Origin of the sequence: Psychrobacter sp. AOP7-B1-25, from assembly GCF_052376195.1 — a bacterium.
Taxonomy (GTDB): domain Bacteria; phylum Pseudomonadota; class Gammaproteobacteria; order Pseudomonadales; family Moraxellaceae; genus Psychrobacter.
The window spans coordinates 1-17,676 of record NZ_JBQSVK010000004.1 but is presented as its reverse complement, the minus strand read 5'-3'; the positions used below and the strand labels follow the sequence as shown (position 1 = coordinate 17,676).

Genomic DNA, 17,676 nt, shown 5'->3' with positions numbered 1-17,676 from the left:
ATCTTGGGGGGTTACATGTACCTTATGGTGCTAAAGGACCTTGAAAACCGAAAATGTAAATGACAGCCATAACGATTATTCCGCAGAATAATACATAGTATAAAGTAGGTAGAATCGTGCGCCTGAGGGTCGCGCCTTCCATACCAAGCAAACCTACGGTTGCTGAAGCCGCCACCACATTATGTATCGCAATCATATTACCAGCTGCTGCACCAACGGCTTGTGCTGCTATGATTATAGAAGGTGAAATACGCAAGCTAATTGCGGCTTCATACTGAAATTGGCTAAACATCATATTAGAAACGGTATTAGAACCTGCGATGAAGGCCCCAAGTGCTCCAATCGTTGCACTAATTAAGGGGAAAACATTACCAAAAGTACCTGCAAATAATTCTGCACTCGCAACTGGCATACTTGCCACATCTGATAGATTGACGCCTGAATTGATAAAAATCCTGACCATTGGGATCGTAAAGATAAGAACAAAACCAGCACTCAATACAGTCTTGCTTGACTCTTTGAGCGCACTATTTAGTGCACTACCTGGCTTTTTGGTTTGGAAAAAAGCAGCAACCAAAGCACTGATTAACAACAATCCACCAGGTAAATATAAAGGACTAAAACCAGCGCTAATATCCGCTTCGCCCAATACTGATGTAAAGTCTAACGTCACACTATTAAGAAAATCTTTGAAGCCCGCAAACACTCTTGAAAAAACCAACAACAGCGCAACTAGTAAGTAAGGGAACCATGCCATGAAAATAGACATTTTCTTGCCATCTTCATTCGGCGTCAAATCTTCTTTACTAACGACTAACTTACCAAGCCATTCACTTGGCCAGTTTTTTTGCGGTTCAAAATCCCATGTGGTTTTTGGAACTAAGAATCCACGTTTTGCCGCATTAGCAACGATGGCGACACTAACCAAACCACCGACCAGTGATGGAAACTCTGGTCCTAAAAAGATACCAGTTAAAGTATAAGGAAGCGTAAATGCCAAACCTGCAAAAATAGCAAACGGCCAAATCTCAAAGCCTTCCTTCCAGCTTTTGTTTTTACCAAAAAATCGAGTCAGCATCATTACCATAAAGAGTGGCATAAACGTACCAATGACACCGTGAAGAATAGCCACTTGACTAGTAATCAGTTGTAAAAAGTCACCCCACTCTAGCCCTTGCTGAGCCAGCTGAGTGCTGATAGCAGCTGTATCCAAACCTTTGTTTACGCCTATCACAATAGGTGTTCCGACCGCACCAAACGATACAGGTGTACTTTGTATCATCATTCCCATTAGCACGGCACCTAGCGCAGGAAAGCCTATTGCTACCAGTAAAGGTGCAGCAATAGCAGCGGCTGTACCAAAACCTGCGGCACCCTCAAGGAAGCAGCCAAAGCACCATGCAATAATAATGGCTTGTACACGTCTATCTGGCGATACATTGGTAAAGCCCGATCGAATAGCGGCAATAGCGCCCGTGTGTTTTAAGGTATTCAGTAAGAAAATAGCGCCAAAAACGATCCACAATACTGAGACGGTGATGATCGTTCCTTGAATGATCGATGAAGACACTCGGGTGAGCGTCATATCCCATACGAAAAGAGCAAGAGTGGCTGTAACAGCCAAGATAATTGGCATGGTTTTTTTGGCTGACCATTGCAAGCCTATCAAAAAAATACCACAGAGAACGATTGGCAGTAGTGCCAGTAGTCCATATATTGTTTGATTCAAAATCATAATCCTTTTTTATTGTTTAGTCTTCCTTGAGTACTAACTATCTAAGCATTTATCTTGTGACTTTATGCTGTGTATCAGATGAAGTCGAAAACAATCTTTACCAGTGGCAAGGCCAAATGCTCGAAATTTCCTAAAATATTCTACGCTGTGTCAATACATTGGTATATTGCATCAAAGGATAATGTTATTTTCTTTTTTTGCTATAATCAAAAATGTATTGCGCCAATTGGGGAACAAGTATGACTAAAGCTGACGATATGGTCTTATTCGTTCAGGTTGTTGAGGAAGGGTCGTTTTCGAGAGTCGCTGAAAAACTATCATTAACCAACTCAGTAGTGAGTAAACGTATAGCAAGACTAGAAGAAAGCCTAAATGCACAGCTACTTTATAGAACAACCAGAAAATTAAGCTTAACCGATGCAGGAAGGACGCTTTATAACAAAGCTAAGATTGTTGAACTTGCTTTTCAAGAAGCTGAAAATGCCATCACAGGCTATGGTGAAAATATGAAAGGCAACATACGTGTCACCATGCCAGCGGTCTCCGCTAATTTGGTATTAAGTGAGTCTATTACTGAATTTTGCAAAAAGCATTCAGAAATATCGGTGGATTTATACATTACCAATCGACTGGTTGATTTGATAGAAGAAGGGTTTGATTTGGCCATAAGAACAGCAGAGCTTGAAGACTCCTCACTCATTGCCAGACGCCTTATAGATAGCCATTGGATCATATGTGCAACGCCAGACTATTTAGAGCGACACGGTACACTTCATACCCCCGACCAACTACAGAGCCATGAGTGTTTGGTCTATAAGTTTGATAATTTATCTAATGGTATATGGCCACTATACATAGATGGTACAGAGCAATTAATTACAGTACAGGGTCGGTTTCATAGCAACCATCTTAATGCGATTAAGCAAGCCACGCTTAGCGACCTAGGTATCGCCTTTTTACCAAAAGCACTTGTTTATGAAGAACTACAGAAAAATACGCTCACCCAGATTTTGCAACGCTTTACACGAAAGAAAATGGGAATGTATGCGGTTTACCCCAAAGCAAGGCAACCAGATCAAAGGTTGAAGTTGCTTGTCGAGCATCTACGAGAATCATTACACCAAAAACAGACTTACTACTGCTAAGTAACAAGTCTGTTTTTAACATGAATAAGTAGAGACGGATTAAAATGTTCGATAGTAATAGTCGTCTATATTGATGTCGCTTTAACTAAAACAGAAAGTTTCTGAACACTAATAGCTATGAATATAGAATGTTCAGACATGACGTTCAATTGTACTAGATAATATTATTAGTATAGGCGTTTAATATCTGCAACTTTATTACTCAATAGCTTTCATAAAGGTTGACCGATCTAAATAAGGTTTTAAAAACCATTTACTGTGTAGCGTACGATAACTTCATTATCGAGCACTACATTGGTTGACCAAATGAATTCAGCATTTGCTTTTTCATTATCGAAAATATCTGTGAAATTAGTATAAGCTGACTTGTTATCTACCCCAATGGTTTGGTTACTATAGGTGGTAGCGTTCGGCCAACTAGAGTCATCAAAGTCTGCTTGTTGCCAGTTGGTAGGCAATTCCCAGTGCAAGCCATAATCTGCCGAACCGTCTTGTACATTGGCGGTGGTAATACAATTGCTGGATAGGCGCTCGCTACCTGACTCACTAACACAGGATAAGTTTCTAATCGGCGCGGTATAAAAGGTCTGTGCTTTCCAGTTTTCATCGGTCTTGGCAATGATGTTGTTATTTTCATCTTTGATCACAGCGACCAGACCACCGTCTCCTGCATGGAATTCCGAGCCTCGATTACTTTCTGAACCAATGCCTAAGTTTTCTTCCCAATCCACCAAATGCATAGCAACGGTAAACGGTGCTTTTGCCTTGAAACGTACAATGTTTGAATTGAACTGAGTAAACGGTACATTATCACGTCCGACAGCTACGCCATTGACATACATCTCAAAATAATTATCGGCAAAGACATAAGCAGTATACACCTCACCATCTGCATCTACTTCAATGATGTCTGAGCCATCAAGTTGAGCGAACGCTTCACTGGCAGTGCGATAGTCGTTGCCCGTACAGGGGTTGTTTAAGTCAGACGCCACTGGAAAATCTGTATTGAGCAAATTGGTCGCTGCTGGTACTGTCCATATTTTACCGTCAGTTGACTGAATACTACCGATGTTGGTTTGGCGACCGCGGTCGCATTCATAGGCATTTGTCACGTCAGTCTGGGCAAGACCTTGAGTTAAGCTAGCGGTGCCAGTATAACTGCTGGCATCTGCACTACTGTTTATTGATGCTATCGTTTGCCCATTGGCATCGGTAGCTGCTGAGTCTATTTGAGTTTGGCTACACGCCGCCAGCAATAGAGAAGATGCAGTCGTGGTTAGCAAAGCAGGTGTTAAAATAGGTTTCATTATGCTTCCTTAGTATTATATAAGATGGTCTAAAACTCCGCTTATTTGTCTCTATAACTGAGTGTTATCATTAAGTGCACATTATTTTTTTCTGTATACCATCAGTGCGTTTATAAGTCTGTATGGTCGTGCCCTCTGGATCAATAAACTCAAAAGTATAAGTATCTTTAGTCGCTTCAGTAGCATCCCAACTATAATCCAGCTTATGCTCTTGACCGTGATGGGTATAGATTAGACTATATTCGGTCGGGCTAATAATCTTGTAACCTGTGATCTCGGCTCCGCGCAAACCTACCGTTAAATATGGGAGCTCTGAAGTAGCATAGTATTCATAGCTACTGTCTTCATTGAATTTGCCTAAATATTCATCAAGACCGTCATCGGTTTCATCATAGACAGGAAAGCCATCTAGTGCATAAGCACTGGGCTTACTTTCACCAACTTATGACTGTAGGTAGGTGCACGATGATATTGGTAATCATCAGCGCGTCCAGAATGCCCGCCCCCATTGTCTAATTATCCGAATGCTCTGGCGTCCTCACCACGATTGTTTAACGGTTTGGACTTTAAATAGCCATTAATTGATTACTACTTACTAGATTTTCAATCACTGCTAGCTGGTTGATCGCTTGAATATGGGCGTTTTTTCTAGAATATAGGTTTGATCATTGGCTGAAGAGTCCGAAAAATTAAAAGAGAGTAGCTGATGGTGACTGTTGGTCAAATAAATCTTGTCGTCTTTTAATTCGATAAAATTAGCAGCGACACTACTCTAGCCGGTGATATGGCATTCTTTGGCAGGCAGAGTATGTGCACTAGGGTTATGGGCATAAGTCAGTGATGTAACTTGTATGGCAGTAACAATAGCCAGCAAGCTAAAAGCTCGAGCCACTTTTATGAAGGTCATAACACGCTATCGTTTGAATTGATATTTGAAAGTTAGTCATAGTCAGACTAATATGCGTATACGCACCTGTATAACCATCGCGGCTACTTGGTATTATGCACCCAAAAAATTATAGTGACCAAATAATAAATCCATTATATTGCAAAGATAATATCAATTTCTGCTTTAGAAAAACTTTAAGAAGTGTTAAGCCCTATTGCGTCTTCTACTAAAAAACCATGTATATCACCTTTAAAATCAGCCATAGAGATAGCTTTATATTCATTCTAAAATAATATTTTCGTTCTTAATATTGCCTCATATGCGTACGCTATTTTTAAGAATAGAGCTAATATTTTCTGTCTTTTATTCGATCATACTTTCCGTTAAACATACTTTTGAACTACCTAACCTTGCGACTTATCATTCAGACGTATTAAAAATACAATGAGCATTTACGAGGTATATAAAACGCATTATTATATTTCTACTGGCAATAAACAAAGCGACAAAGAACCACCAACTTTTTGCATTACCTAACAGGTATGACATGGCGGTCATGTGAAATTTTAGTATTTATCTACCTTCTCGCCAACAGTTCATTGAAACGCAAGGTCGACTTTCTTCATTTGCCAAGTTCACCTAAACTCCTCTTTCTCACCCACTTCAGTCTCGTTAGAATTATTAAAGGCATTTGATTACTTACTGATTTCCATTGCTTCTTTTTGCTGAATCCTTGAGGGTGCAACATCATTAGTATTCATCATCGAAGTCTCATAGATACGTGAGTTTTGAGTACTAACGTCTTCAATAATACCTGTATCCATGCCTTTCTCTCTTACTGAAAATAAAACCATTACTATTTGCTGCTTAAATAATACCATTTACAAAATGTAGGTTTTCTAATGAATAATCAGAATAGCTTTACTCAATAAAATAGATTGGTATTGTAGCGATAACGTTAAGACTGGAATTTTGTTTTGCAATTATGCATGGCTTTAACTATGATTGTTTTCTTACGGAAAGCTAACAATAGGTAACAATATGAAAATTAATAAATTATATACAGGTCTCGCATTGGCCAGCGCCTTAGTACTTACAGGATGTGGCGGAGATGATGATGGTCAATACGTCGTAAGTAATGGAGACGATGATGGTCCTATCGTTAATAACGAACTAAGCTATACAGTATTTGACCCTTTGACCGATGTGAACGATGGAGAGTACAAAACAGCATGGGGTAAGCTTGCTTATAGACTTAGCAATAGCGGCTTAATGCAGACAATATCTACTATTGTAGGAAGTTCACCTACTGCATATCAGGACAGCCTAGGTGATGTCTCTGAATTAGAGTTTTACGCTGGCCAAAATTTGTTCATTGCGGTACCTGAAGACTTTGATAGTCAATTTTATAATATTAGCTTTGTTGATAGTGATACGTTCAAGCTAAATATTCGTTCAGGCAATGCTTCCGTCAATTCAACTTATGACATTACAACCTTTGACCTTGCTGGCGTCGGCAAACAGCCATTCGATGCTGAAACCGGTATTGACACTGATTTATCTTATTTTCCCAGCAGTGTTAACCCAGTTTTTCCTAATGGCTCTCAGTGCTATATATTCCTAGAGACACCTAATCAAAATTTCTATACTTTTTCGGAAGACGAAGATGAAGGTAGCATGACTATAGATGAGTGGATTGCTAACGAGAAAACGTATAAAACTGTTACCAACCTTGTCAAAGAAAACATCGGAATCGACAATGAGCTACCAGCTGCTCGGTATACTGATGAAGATGGCGAGATCGTGGCAGCTGTTAGATACAACGGCTTAATATATGATGCTTTCTATAATCAAAGCGGAGTCCAAGAAAATTTCAATACTAACCCTGATATCTCAAAAGTTTATTGTGATTTGTATAATGACGTTGCGGCTGATTTCTTAGAAACACAAATTAAAGCCAACTACTAAAAATAGTTTTTGCCAAAAAGCTCTCATGAGTCTTGCTTATAAAATGGAATAAAAAATAGCGCCTGTAATGGGCGCTATTTTTATATTTGATTACTAATATCAAACTCAAGCAAAAGAAAATTCACTGGCAAAGCGTCTGCTACTACTTAATAGTAAAAGACCGTATTGGTTTTTCTTGACCTAAATCTACGTACTATCAAAAGATACGATACGGTTGGTAAATCAGGGCTGCTCATGGCGAAACTTTGAGGTCACGTTTCAGACGTTTATTCTCTTCTATAATACATATGAGTTCAGGACCGTATTGCTTAGCACGAATAAACTTGCCTTCATCAGCTTTGCTTTGCTAGTTAAATAAGGTCTGCATGACTACTATAGCTGCTTTGCAGTCGCTGAAACATTACCGTAGTGTTGGCTATCTTTTTAATGGCTTCAGCTTTAACAACTGTACTATAAGCTCTAGTTTTCTCAATCATAATAAATTCACTATTGAGTCGTTAGTTTGCTAAGTTTGGCCCTACAATTCTTTTCAGCATAGCTTAGTACATTAATCAACCTACAAGGTTGATATCTCTAAACAACGAACAGCCATAATAAATTAGGGCTGTTCGTTGTTTAACGAGTAAATAGAAAAGCAATTAACCTAAAAACATCGATTCCAAACCATCCTGCTTATAGTATGGTGATATCGTTATGGACATACAAGCTAACTGTTGGATCTATTGTACTTTGATACTGAGTATAGTCTGCTTGATCGGATACTTGTTGCTCCACGAAATCTGCGGTCACAGATACTTCATCATCATTATCACCATTAATAAATAACTCATTATTGCTGTCGGTCATGGTAATCACATCGTTGGTACCGATGTTAATCAATGACTGCGTATCGTTCCCAGTCAGGTCGATCACCTCAATGTTACTAATCACGCTACTATCAAAGTCACCAGAAATGTCACCAAAATCGATAGTGTTACTAGCCATATTGATCAATAAGGTATCGATACCGTCTCCACCATCCATTAAAGTATTATCAGCAGAGAATACTAATTCATCATTGCCAGCACCACCTACGAGTGTATTGACACCGGTACCACCATCGAGGAGGTCATCACCAGCACCGCCAGTGACTCTATCATCACCTGCGCCAGAATTTACGGTAGTGCTACTATTTGTGGTAGTGATAGTGTCGTTTTGAGCTCCTGTTTCGATAGCGACAGACTCACTCAAGTTCAAATCAGCAGTTTCGGTTACTTCGTTGGAGACTTGCCCAGGGTCTGAGGTCTCAACAGTTTTGCCTGTATAAGTGATGGTACCATTATACGCCTGATACAGAATCTGTATATCATTGATACTATTGTTAGGCACGCCACTCAATACATAGCTACCTGCTACAAATTCAACAGATATCCCGTCCAAGCTTTCAGAGATACCATCGCCATCGTCATCAGCATTACGTAAGCCGATAACCTCTCCTGTGTCGCCAATCCTAAATAGCATGGATTCATCAAAGGGTTTGCCATCTTCGGGGCTAATCGTCAATGTTAGTGTTTCACTACCTCCTTCATCAACACCATCGGTATCTTCCATCTTAGCATTGGTATTTAATCCAACCCATGTATAGGCTTCACCAGCTGAGTTCTGCGGGGTTAACTCAACACCATCAGCTATTGGCTTAAACATAAGATCCACGGTCGTGACATCGCCCTGTAGTCCATCTGTACTTAATACTGAAATATCAGCGCTGCTCGTACCGCTATAGTTCTCTGGGGCTTGGATAAGTATTTCAGGCGTAGGGTTTGTGTCGGTACTTGGCAAACTCCACGACCCTATCCCTGTTTTATTGGCTATGATGATATCTCCACTATCATTAACAAAGGAGACGGTAAAGTCATCATTGACATTGTCCAGTATGAAGGTTGCTGGCTGATCGTCTTCATCTGTCTGTACAGCCTCATAGATGATACTGACCGCATTGACATTGTTCTCGCCCTGATCTTCATCCACGGTTAAGCTTGAAGCGTCCATATCGACGACTAATAGCAAGATATCAGCGCCCTTTTCAACAGTAATTTCAAAGTCCTTACGCGATACTAGCGTAGTCGTATCGTGATTTAGGATATCTGTCGCCTCTTTATGTACTACATACGTTTCAATCACAGTTGTACCATCTTCGTTCGCATCAGGAACGAAGTTAAAACTTACAGACGCTGGATTATCTGCGCCCACTGGTAAGGCAAAATACGTTCCTTCAGGTAATCCCATAGGATTAACAACTGGCTCTAAAAGCTCACCATTGGTATCCGTAAGCGTACCGTTGATGGAAGCATCATTAGCGAACTGAAAATAGACATTGCCATTGATAATTTCAACATTACCTGCATCAGCAGTTGCAGTCAGATCTAATGTCAATGTTCTTTCTTCATCTTCCTCTATCACGATATTATCGTCATTCTGTACTGCGGTAGGATCGTCTTCGTGAAAACCGAAGTAATCGGTAATGGGCAGCACAATCAATGTACTGTCATTAGTACCTGGATCACTTATTGGAAACGCTGGATTGTCGGCTGACACAGTCTCAGAGTCGCCATTACTATCCGTACCTGTAAATAAGACATCTAAGGTAATCGCTTCGTTGTCAGCACTAGATTTATCAGTGATATTGGTACTAAAATCACCTGTAGGTACAAACGTAATATCATCTAATATAGTAGTAATATCAGTATTTTCAGTCGCATTGCCGCTGATCAACCACGTATCGCCCTGTTTGCTTACTGACACTTGTGGATCAGAGCCATTGTAGCTCAACAGCACATCATCAGGTAGATTGTCTAAGGTAAAGGAGAAAGGTGCGGCAGCTTGATTAGCATACGCCACACCATTTAACGTAGCAGTAATATAGCTACTCAAAGGTTCAGCTGCACCATCCTCAATTAAAGTTATGGGCTGCACGATGAGATCTGCTACTAACTCAGGAGGCTCTTCTCCACCATCCGTCGTACCTGTGATAAGCGTTAAGTTGAAGTTTGCCTCTACCGAGCGCTCAACATCAGGTGCATCTTGGTTATAAGCAGTTACGGTAATAGGTAAGTTCTCTGCACTATCCACATCATAGCCTGCCTTGATACTGAATTTGATATCTACGCTCGCCGTAATAGATGTGTCTATGGTTTCATCGGCAAAGTCGACGTACCATGTGTCGCCCGCTTTAACTGCTTCTACGAAGTTGCTACTGCCATCAGCATCAACGGCCACTAAAATACCATCGGGCACACCGTCTACTTGCACTCGTGTAAACACCTCTGAACCATCTAAATCTGGTGAGGTGAGAGTGATCGTTTTAATCACCTCATTATCAACCGTATCGGTGTTAACAATATCAATAGTTTCTGAAGTCCCAATCTCATCAAGATTGTCCAATGTTGGCGAATCAGTATCAGGTAAAACATCTACAACGAAGTCCGTCTCACGGGTTAGCGTCGTCTGATAGACGATATCTGCTGCCTCATTACTAGTGGATCTGACGGTATCCGTCACTGTGTATTTAATACCAAATTGATAGACATCATTGCCTGATTTATGGTTGACGAAATCAGGCTCATCACTGGCAGGCTCAGCTGCAATAGCAATGATACTAGTCTCAGGTAACGCACCGTCTGAATCGCGTTCGATGGTATAAAACCCAGCATCAACTTCGGGGTTAGCACTTGTGATAACAACGCCACCGACGGTGAGTTGAACACCCAGATCCTCAAGGTCAGTCAAGCTAATAGCCACATTCTTTAACTCTTCAACGCCTGATGTCCAATCATCTGGATTATCCGTACGTCTAAAGGCGCGCTCAAAGTCTAACGTGACAGAATCGTTTTCATTCTGCTCAGCAATAGGATTGACCACATCATTATCAAGCGCATCTGGCTTGACAAATATCTGTACAGGCTGGAGGTTTTGACTTGCCTCACTACCGCCTTTTAGTTCCGTACTGACGCCTTTGATATTAAAGTTAATTTCGCCTGCGAAATTGTCTTCGGTTTTGAGTATTATCTCGCCATTATTGATCGCTTCATCCGTCACAACCCACTGCCTAGCAGTGCCTTCACCACCGATAAAGGTCACGTCGGCTCCTTGCATCATAAACCTATCATCAAGACCTGTGATGACATAGGTCACGATTTCAGAGTCATCATCATCGTAAGATCGGATATCTCCTGGCGTCTTAAAAATAGACCTAAAGGCTATCTCACTGTTAGCGGCATCCAATGCGCTTTCTTCAAGGATGACCGCGTAGTTATCAGAGGTTTGCCCACCATAATCAAAGGTAACTTCATTCAATTCATCATTGAGGATTTTATCCGCGATCGTGTCAATCTTGATAGGCAATGCCAATGACGCACTAGGATCACTGGTATCCATGCCATCTACTGATACACCAGTGACTTGTAGCGTATAGTTGTCATTACTATTCAGTGGCGGTATAAAGGATGGCACTTTATCACTTTGGTAATCAGTCAACGTGACCGACCATGTATCATCAGCATTATCTACCGTGGTAACATCATTGACTGCACCATAGTTTTGGTCAATCAAAACATAGCCACCATTTGCGCCTTTATCAGCATCCCACACATAAAGGTAGGCACCATCCGGTATCACATCAATAGTGACATTGAAGGTTTCAGAACCGTCTTTATCTTTAGACTGTGCCTTTATCTTAAGCGCAATACCTCCCTCAGGGTTGTCAATAGTGTCATCTGGTGTATAGCTATCTTCATCGGTTGGATTACCATTAGATCTACCTGCATCTTCCTCTCCTTGAGCAGGTTGCACGCTAAGCAGCACATCATCAGCAACAGGCGTCACAGTTAGGTAAAGAAAAGACTCGCCAGATACGACTTTATCTGTTGCCGTATCGTCATTTTCATCATAGTCAATAGTAACCGCTTGCTCCTGAATACGCAGTTCGCCTGAGTAATTATTAGGCGGAATAAATGACAAGCTGCTAAGCCCAGCTACAGGTACGTCTACACCATTTTTACCTGCTGTGACAGTCTGCGTCTCACCTACGCTATCATAACGGAACTGAGCACCAGCAGCATTGACCCATTCACCATTGTCATCTTTAATCTGAACGATCAGACGGGCAAAGGTCTCTTCTGAATCAGTACGAGCATTGCTATGGCTCGGTCCACCAAAGTCGTTAGTATCATCTTCGTTCGACCAACCATCCAGTAAATTAAAGCCGATATCAGTCGATAAGTCGTACCAGACGGGTGCAGAACTGCTCACACCATCATCATCACCATCTTCAAATACTAGTGTGCTATAAGTATGGTCTGGGTTGAGAGCTACATCATTGCTATTGTCGCCATCGCTATCGGTATCCGCACTCTCAGCCACTGGAGTGACCTTAATGATGACATCAAAGGTTTCATTACCAGTAATAGGGTTGTCACTATCAACCGAACCATCGGTAGTCTCGACAAAATAAGTGAGCGCAATATCGGCACTGCTATGCGCTGGCGGTATAATAGTATAGCCATTCAAATCATCGACATTAAAGCCATAATAAAGCCCTTCATCTGTCAGATCTGTTGTTGTGATAGGCACACCGTTTAGAGAAATTTCGGCACCTGCAGTAATCAAATCATCAATTTGATCTTTCAAAATACCCACTATTGACAATGCCTCACTACCATCTTGATCAGTGATGGTAAAGACTGAATCGCCAGCATCATTTATTGTAAATAGAGCAATCGCTGTATCCTCAGTCCCTGCCTGTGGATCCACTGCCGTCACATCGATGGTAGGATTTACCGTTATATTTAATTTTACAGATGTTTTCTCGGTCTGAATGGTCGGAGCAATATTTGCAGAATCTAAATCCCTATCTCGAGTATTTAGCGTAAGCGTTGCCTCAATCACACCCGCAAAATCTGCTGGGGGTGCAAAAGTAAAGCTTGGGTCTAGATCATCACTCGTTACTTTCACTTTTGGAAGTATGACTGTGCCATTCTTACCTACGGTATAGCTGGTGCCATTGACTGTCACTACCTGACCATTGAGATCTTCTAATCCTTTAATAGAATACCAATACCGTTCTGAGCCATCGACATCTATAAACGTTTCATTCAATACAGATTGCAAATCTAGACTGCTGTCTTCGTCAATAACCGCATTGATCGTATCGTTTTTATCAATGCCATTATTAGGGTCGTTTGCCAGAGTAATAGAAGTCGTGCCAGGTGGGAGCGGCGTATTAGGCTCTACTAGATCAATAATCGACGCATCTGTCACTGCTTGCACATCAATCAGTACATCCACTGATGTGGTTTCTGCTATCAAGCTACCATCAGGATCTGCACTATTGGAGTCGTTAGGCTCTAGCGGATAAGGGACGCCATTTTCATCGACTTCATACTCAGTGACACTCATAGTTACTGTAAAGTTAGTGGCATCTTGATCTGGGTGAGAGACGATTAATGATTCAAACTGGTCACTTGTCATCTCAACATCAGCCGTAAACTCACTATCGGCAATATGAGTGCCATCGGTGAGTTTAATCGTGACAGTACCATCATCTCCTGTGGGAGCAATAATGACCTGCTGAACGCCATTGCCATCAATATAAAATAGCTGGGCGCCCTCAGGTAATCCGCTTAATGTGATCGCCCCAAACCGTTCGCTACGATCGACTGACCCACCATTGATATCATCATCGTTATCGCTTATAGCGCCACTCACGTAGTCTGAATCATAGTCACTCAGATCCGTACTGGCCTCACCCCCATTATCACCAATGATTGGGGCTATAAAACCAAGCTGCGTCGATGACTCTTCTTCAACATAGTTGGTATAAATACCATCAACGATATCAACTTCATTATCATCAATAACGATAATAGGCGCATCAGCAACAGGATCTACTTCAATATTAATTCTACTGGTCGAGATCCTTCCTCCATCTTGTATACGGAGATTGAACATCACACTATAAAAATCGTTAAATTCATTAGGGGTTTGCTCATAACTGTTCGGTATGTCTGGTAAATCTGCTCTATTATTTGGTGTCGCGATAGACGAATAGTTCTCTTCTGGATTAAACTCAATTTGTCCATTGCCGATATTTCTCAAACTACCAACGACGGCTGGGTTTTCAGACGTATACAGACCGTTGGCATCACTGGCATTACCATTGACATCAATATAAACCAAATCGCCACTTAGCAAATCTATCGATGACGATAGATCATAATTCAATATGGTGACCACACCGCCATCAAAGTTTTCAGCAGCATTGATTAACAAGGCATCCTTACCATTTGGAGCAATGTTTTCATCCTCAGTGATATCCCCAAAATCCCCCTCATTAATAGTGAAATCAAGATCTTTATTAAACAGTCTATTTTCTACTTCAACATCGAACTGATCTTCCGCTATCGAACCATCTTCATCGACCACTGCATAATCAAGGTCAAATATAATATTGTCTAATCTACCATCATTATCAGCATCAATATTATCGTGTCTGATCGTATCATAGAGGGTGGCGGTATAAGTTAGAGCATCTTCACTAGTGTATGGCAAACCCTCAGGGTTAATCTCCACTTTGAATACGACATTATTGTTAGGATTATCGACCGTATCTGCAATCAGCTCACCATTCCGAGTAGTCGACACATATAGAGTACTATAATCGGTTACGCCATCGACCTCAGCATAGCGATAATAAAGCGGTAGGCCACTACTCTGGAAACGGCCGTTTATTAGGCTACCGTCGGCAACGGTAAAGTAAATATCAGAGATATTATCCTTATTACCTGTGACCGTAAATGCGGAATCGACTTTGGCCACATAAGTGCTAGCAGTACCCGAATCAGGGAACAATTCGTCTTCTTTTAAAACAACACTTTCGTCACTTTCGATAACGGGTGCGGTGTCTGTCACGCTTATAGGCTGATTAGCAACATCTGACACGTCACCATCTGCATCGATTAGTGTGTAACTGAATGAGCCATCATCTTGTAAGTTAGGTACAGAGTCACGATTATCAATCGATTTATTAGCAGCAAACGTCCAGCTGCCATCTTCATTGACTTTTAAAGTACCTGTTGGCGTTTCAAGATTTACTCCAAATTCGGTAGAATCTTCAACCGTATTGCCATCTATATCTAAATAAGTAAAGGTATTGATTCTTAAATCTGCGTCCGCACCTCGATCGTTATCAATCACATTGCCGGTAAGTAATGTACTATCATCACCATCAACGTACGAATCTTCTACCGCACTTACAGGTGTATCATCTTTAGCCAGTACCTTATCATCTTCGATATTGACATTAAATTTTTGTACCCTGGCACTGTCCGTGTCTTGAATTTCATATTTGACAGGTAAGGTGATGGTAACTCCATCAGTGTGATCTAGCTGACCTTGTAGCTCAAATACAAACGCTTGCGCATCTCCAGTGCTATCCGTAGGATTGGTCAAAGTAATGGTAAACACTTCACTACCTACGGCACTAGCAACCACCGTATGACCGTTATTACTCACCTCGTAAGTCAACGGCTCGCCATTGGACTCAAGTGATAAGGCTTCTAACCCTGCTGTGGTAACACCAGTGAATACTATATCGCTTATATCATCTGCAGCTTTAGTGATGCCAAGGTTACGCATCGCTCGTAGCGCATCAGGCGTCGTATCGGTGCCACCAGTTAGGTCATCTTCATTCAATATAACTTCAGGAATAAGTGCCGTGGGCTGTGTGTCATCCACTGTGATATTAAAGTCAGCAGTACTGATATCACCATTGGCATCTGTAATCGTATAAGAGATACTATCGATAATGCCGTCTAGATTATCCGATGTATCATCCGACATGTATGACCACGTGCCATCTGCGTTAATAGTTAATGATCCATATTGAGTATCGACTACAGTGCCTGTTGTTACTGTTTGACTATCACTATTTTCATCTAAGTACGTGAATGACGTAATGGTTGTATTTGGCGTACCCAAATCATCGTTAGATAATAGATTTAGATTTTCAGTGACACTGTTAATGCTTAGCTCACCTTCTTCAACCCTTGCATTATCAGATACTGCTTTCGGCGTCGCATCCACACTGATAACCGTCGTCGTTGTATTACTATCAGCATTATCTGTATCAGTGACCGTCACTTCAATGATACGGTCTATTTCGCTAGGCGTAGCAGAGGTATTGGCAAAAGTAATGGCATCAATGGCGGACTGATAGTCAGCTAAGCTTGCACTGCCGCTCAACTCAATACGACTATTTCCTAACAAGGTGGCTGAAATACCTGTTGGTAGATCACCTTCATCAATGGCAATTAAATCGCCTGTTTGTGAGTTGCTCAAGACAATAAGTGCACTGCCAATCGTATCGTTATTATCAATATCAGCAATGGCACTACTGTCACTGATAGCAACAGGGACGTCACCCTCTTGGTAAACCGTTGCATAATTGATAGTGGTATTACTATTACCAGAGATATCCAAGGTTGGCGCGTCGTTAGCACCATTAATAGTAATAGTTAGAGTTTGAGTAATCCCACCTACCTGATAAATAAATACTTGGTCGATTGCTTCCCCTTTAGCAATGGCTTGTACCTTAGAGTTGTTATTGTTTACAACATACGTATACGAGCCATCTTCGTTTAAGGTTAACGTACCATAATCATTTGCATCGCTAGGCTGACTCTGCAAGCTGACGGATGTTTCGGTACCGACTTCATCATTAGCTAATACATTGCCTGTCGCGGTTAAAACGCCATCTTCTTGTACAGTATTTACATCAGGCTTGAGGTCAACGTCATCGACAATCTGGCCTGTGACACTGTTTTCGGTATCAATTTGAACAGATTCAAAGCCACTATTGGTACCATCAACAGAGCTTATTGCTAGCTGATAATTCTCGATGCCTTCTTTTAATGGATCATTTAATACCGTATTGGTCAGGATAATTTGATTACCAGTGCTAGCATTAAACGTCACCGCAGTCAGCTTGCTACTCGCATCAAAATCGGCCGCAGCGGTCTCATCATTAAGATAAGATAAGTTAACCACTATGCTGCCGCTTGCAGGTAATTCGACGGGCTGACCATCAGCATCTACAAGCGATAAAGTATGTGTCAGCGAGGCATTATCTACTTCTATAGTGCTATCATCGCCTGTTAGTTGAACATACACAATATCATTACTATCAAGTCCGCCTTCATTAGAGCTATTGCCTAAATTGTTAGTATTGATAGTAGTAGTGATACTGTTAGTTGTCGTGTCACTAAAGTCGACAGCTTCAAATTCGTTAGTGCCAATATCCGTGATAGTGAGACTATAATTTTCACCTTTGTCAGCAAGATAGTCATCGATGGTGTCGATGTTAAGCGCAGCACTTGATTGTCCTGCAGGTATGGTGACAGTGATGGTTTGGGCATTATTATATTCGGTGTCTGTATCTTGAGTACTGACATTGTTAAAGGTGACGGTGACATCGGTGTTTTGAGTAACGATAACAGGACTACCGCTTTCATCTAAAAATTTGACTGTATATTCAGCCTCTTCACCTTCAATAACATTCTCGTCTCCCGTGATAACAACATAAGTGATGTCAACGACAGG

At 41.2% G+C, this 17,676-nt stretch carries 6 protein-coding genes and 1 pseudogene; 2 read left to right on the top strand and 5 right to left on the bottom strand.

What is annotated here, in order from left to right; all coding sequences use genetic code 11:
• Window positions 1-22 precede the first annotated feature (22 nt).
• The gene (locus ACT3QR_RS05390) at window positions 23-1,729 is read right to left on the bottom strand and encodes an L-lactate permease (protein WP_444520365.1); all 1,707 of its coding nucleotides are present in this window, start codon (window positions 1,727-1,729) and stop codon (window positions 23-25) included.
• A 245-nt stretch (window positions 1,730-1,974) separates the two neighbouring features.
• Between ACT3QR_RS05390 and ACT3QR_RS05385 the strand changes: the two genes are divergently transcribed.
• Window positions 1,975-2,880: a LysR family transcriptional regulator gene (locus ACT3QR_RS05385; RefSeq protein ID WP_444520364.1), complete on the top strand. Its 906-nt coding sequence runs from the start codon at window positions 1,975-1,977 to the stop codon at window positions 2,878-2,880.
• A 242-nt stretch (window positions 2,881-3,122) separates the two neighbouring features.
• On the opposite strand, the gene ACT3QR_RS05380 is transcribed toward ACT3QR_RS05385, so the two are convergent.
• Window positions 3,123-4,187, bottom strand: coding sequence for a hypothetical protein (locus ACT3QR_RS05380; RefSeq protein WP_444520363.1), 1,065 nt, complete (start codon window positions 4,185-4,187; stop codon window positions 3,123-3,125).
• A 1,584-nt stretch (window positions 4,188-5,771) separates the two neighbouring features.
• Window positions 5,772-5,900 carry a hypothetical protein gene (locus ACT3QR_RS05375; protein ID WP_444520362.1) on the bottom strand — a complete coding sequence of 43 codons (129 nt, stop codon included), beginning with the start codon at window positions 5,898-5,900 and terminating at the stop codon, window positions 5,772-5,774.
• Between the two features lie 217 nt (window positions 5,901-6,117).
• Between ACT3QR_RS05375 and ACT3QR_RS05370 the strand changes: the two genes are divergently transcribed.
• Window positions 6,118-7,044 carry a hypothetical protein gene (locus ACT3QR_RS05370; RefSeq protein ID WP_444520361.1) on the top strand — a complete coding sequence of 309 codons (927 nt, stop codon included), beginning with the start codon at window positions 6,118-6,120 and terminating at the stop codon, window positions 7,042-7,044.
• Between the two features lie 238 nt (window positions 7,045-7,282).
• On the opposite strand, the pseudogene ACT3QR_RS05365 reads toward ACT3QR_RS05370, so the two are convergent.
• Both ACT3QR_RS05365 and ACT3QR_RS05360 read right to left on the bottom strand, forming a co-directional pair.
• Window positions 7,283-7,520, bottom strand: a pseudogene (locus ACT3QR_RS05365) (transposase); the annotation flags it as partial.
• A gap of 196 nt (window positions 7,521-7,716) precedes the next feature.
• A partial coding sequence (locus ACT3QR_RS05360; RefSeq protein ID WP_444520360.1) for a VCBS domain-containing protein occupies window positions 7,717-17,676 on the bottom strand: 9,960 nt, incomplete at its 5' end.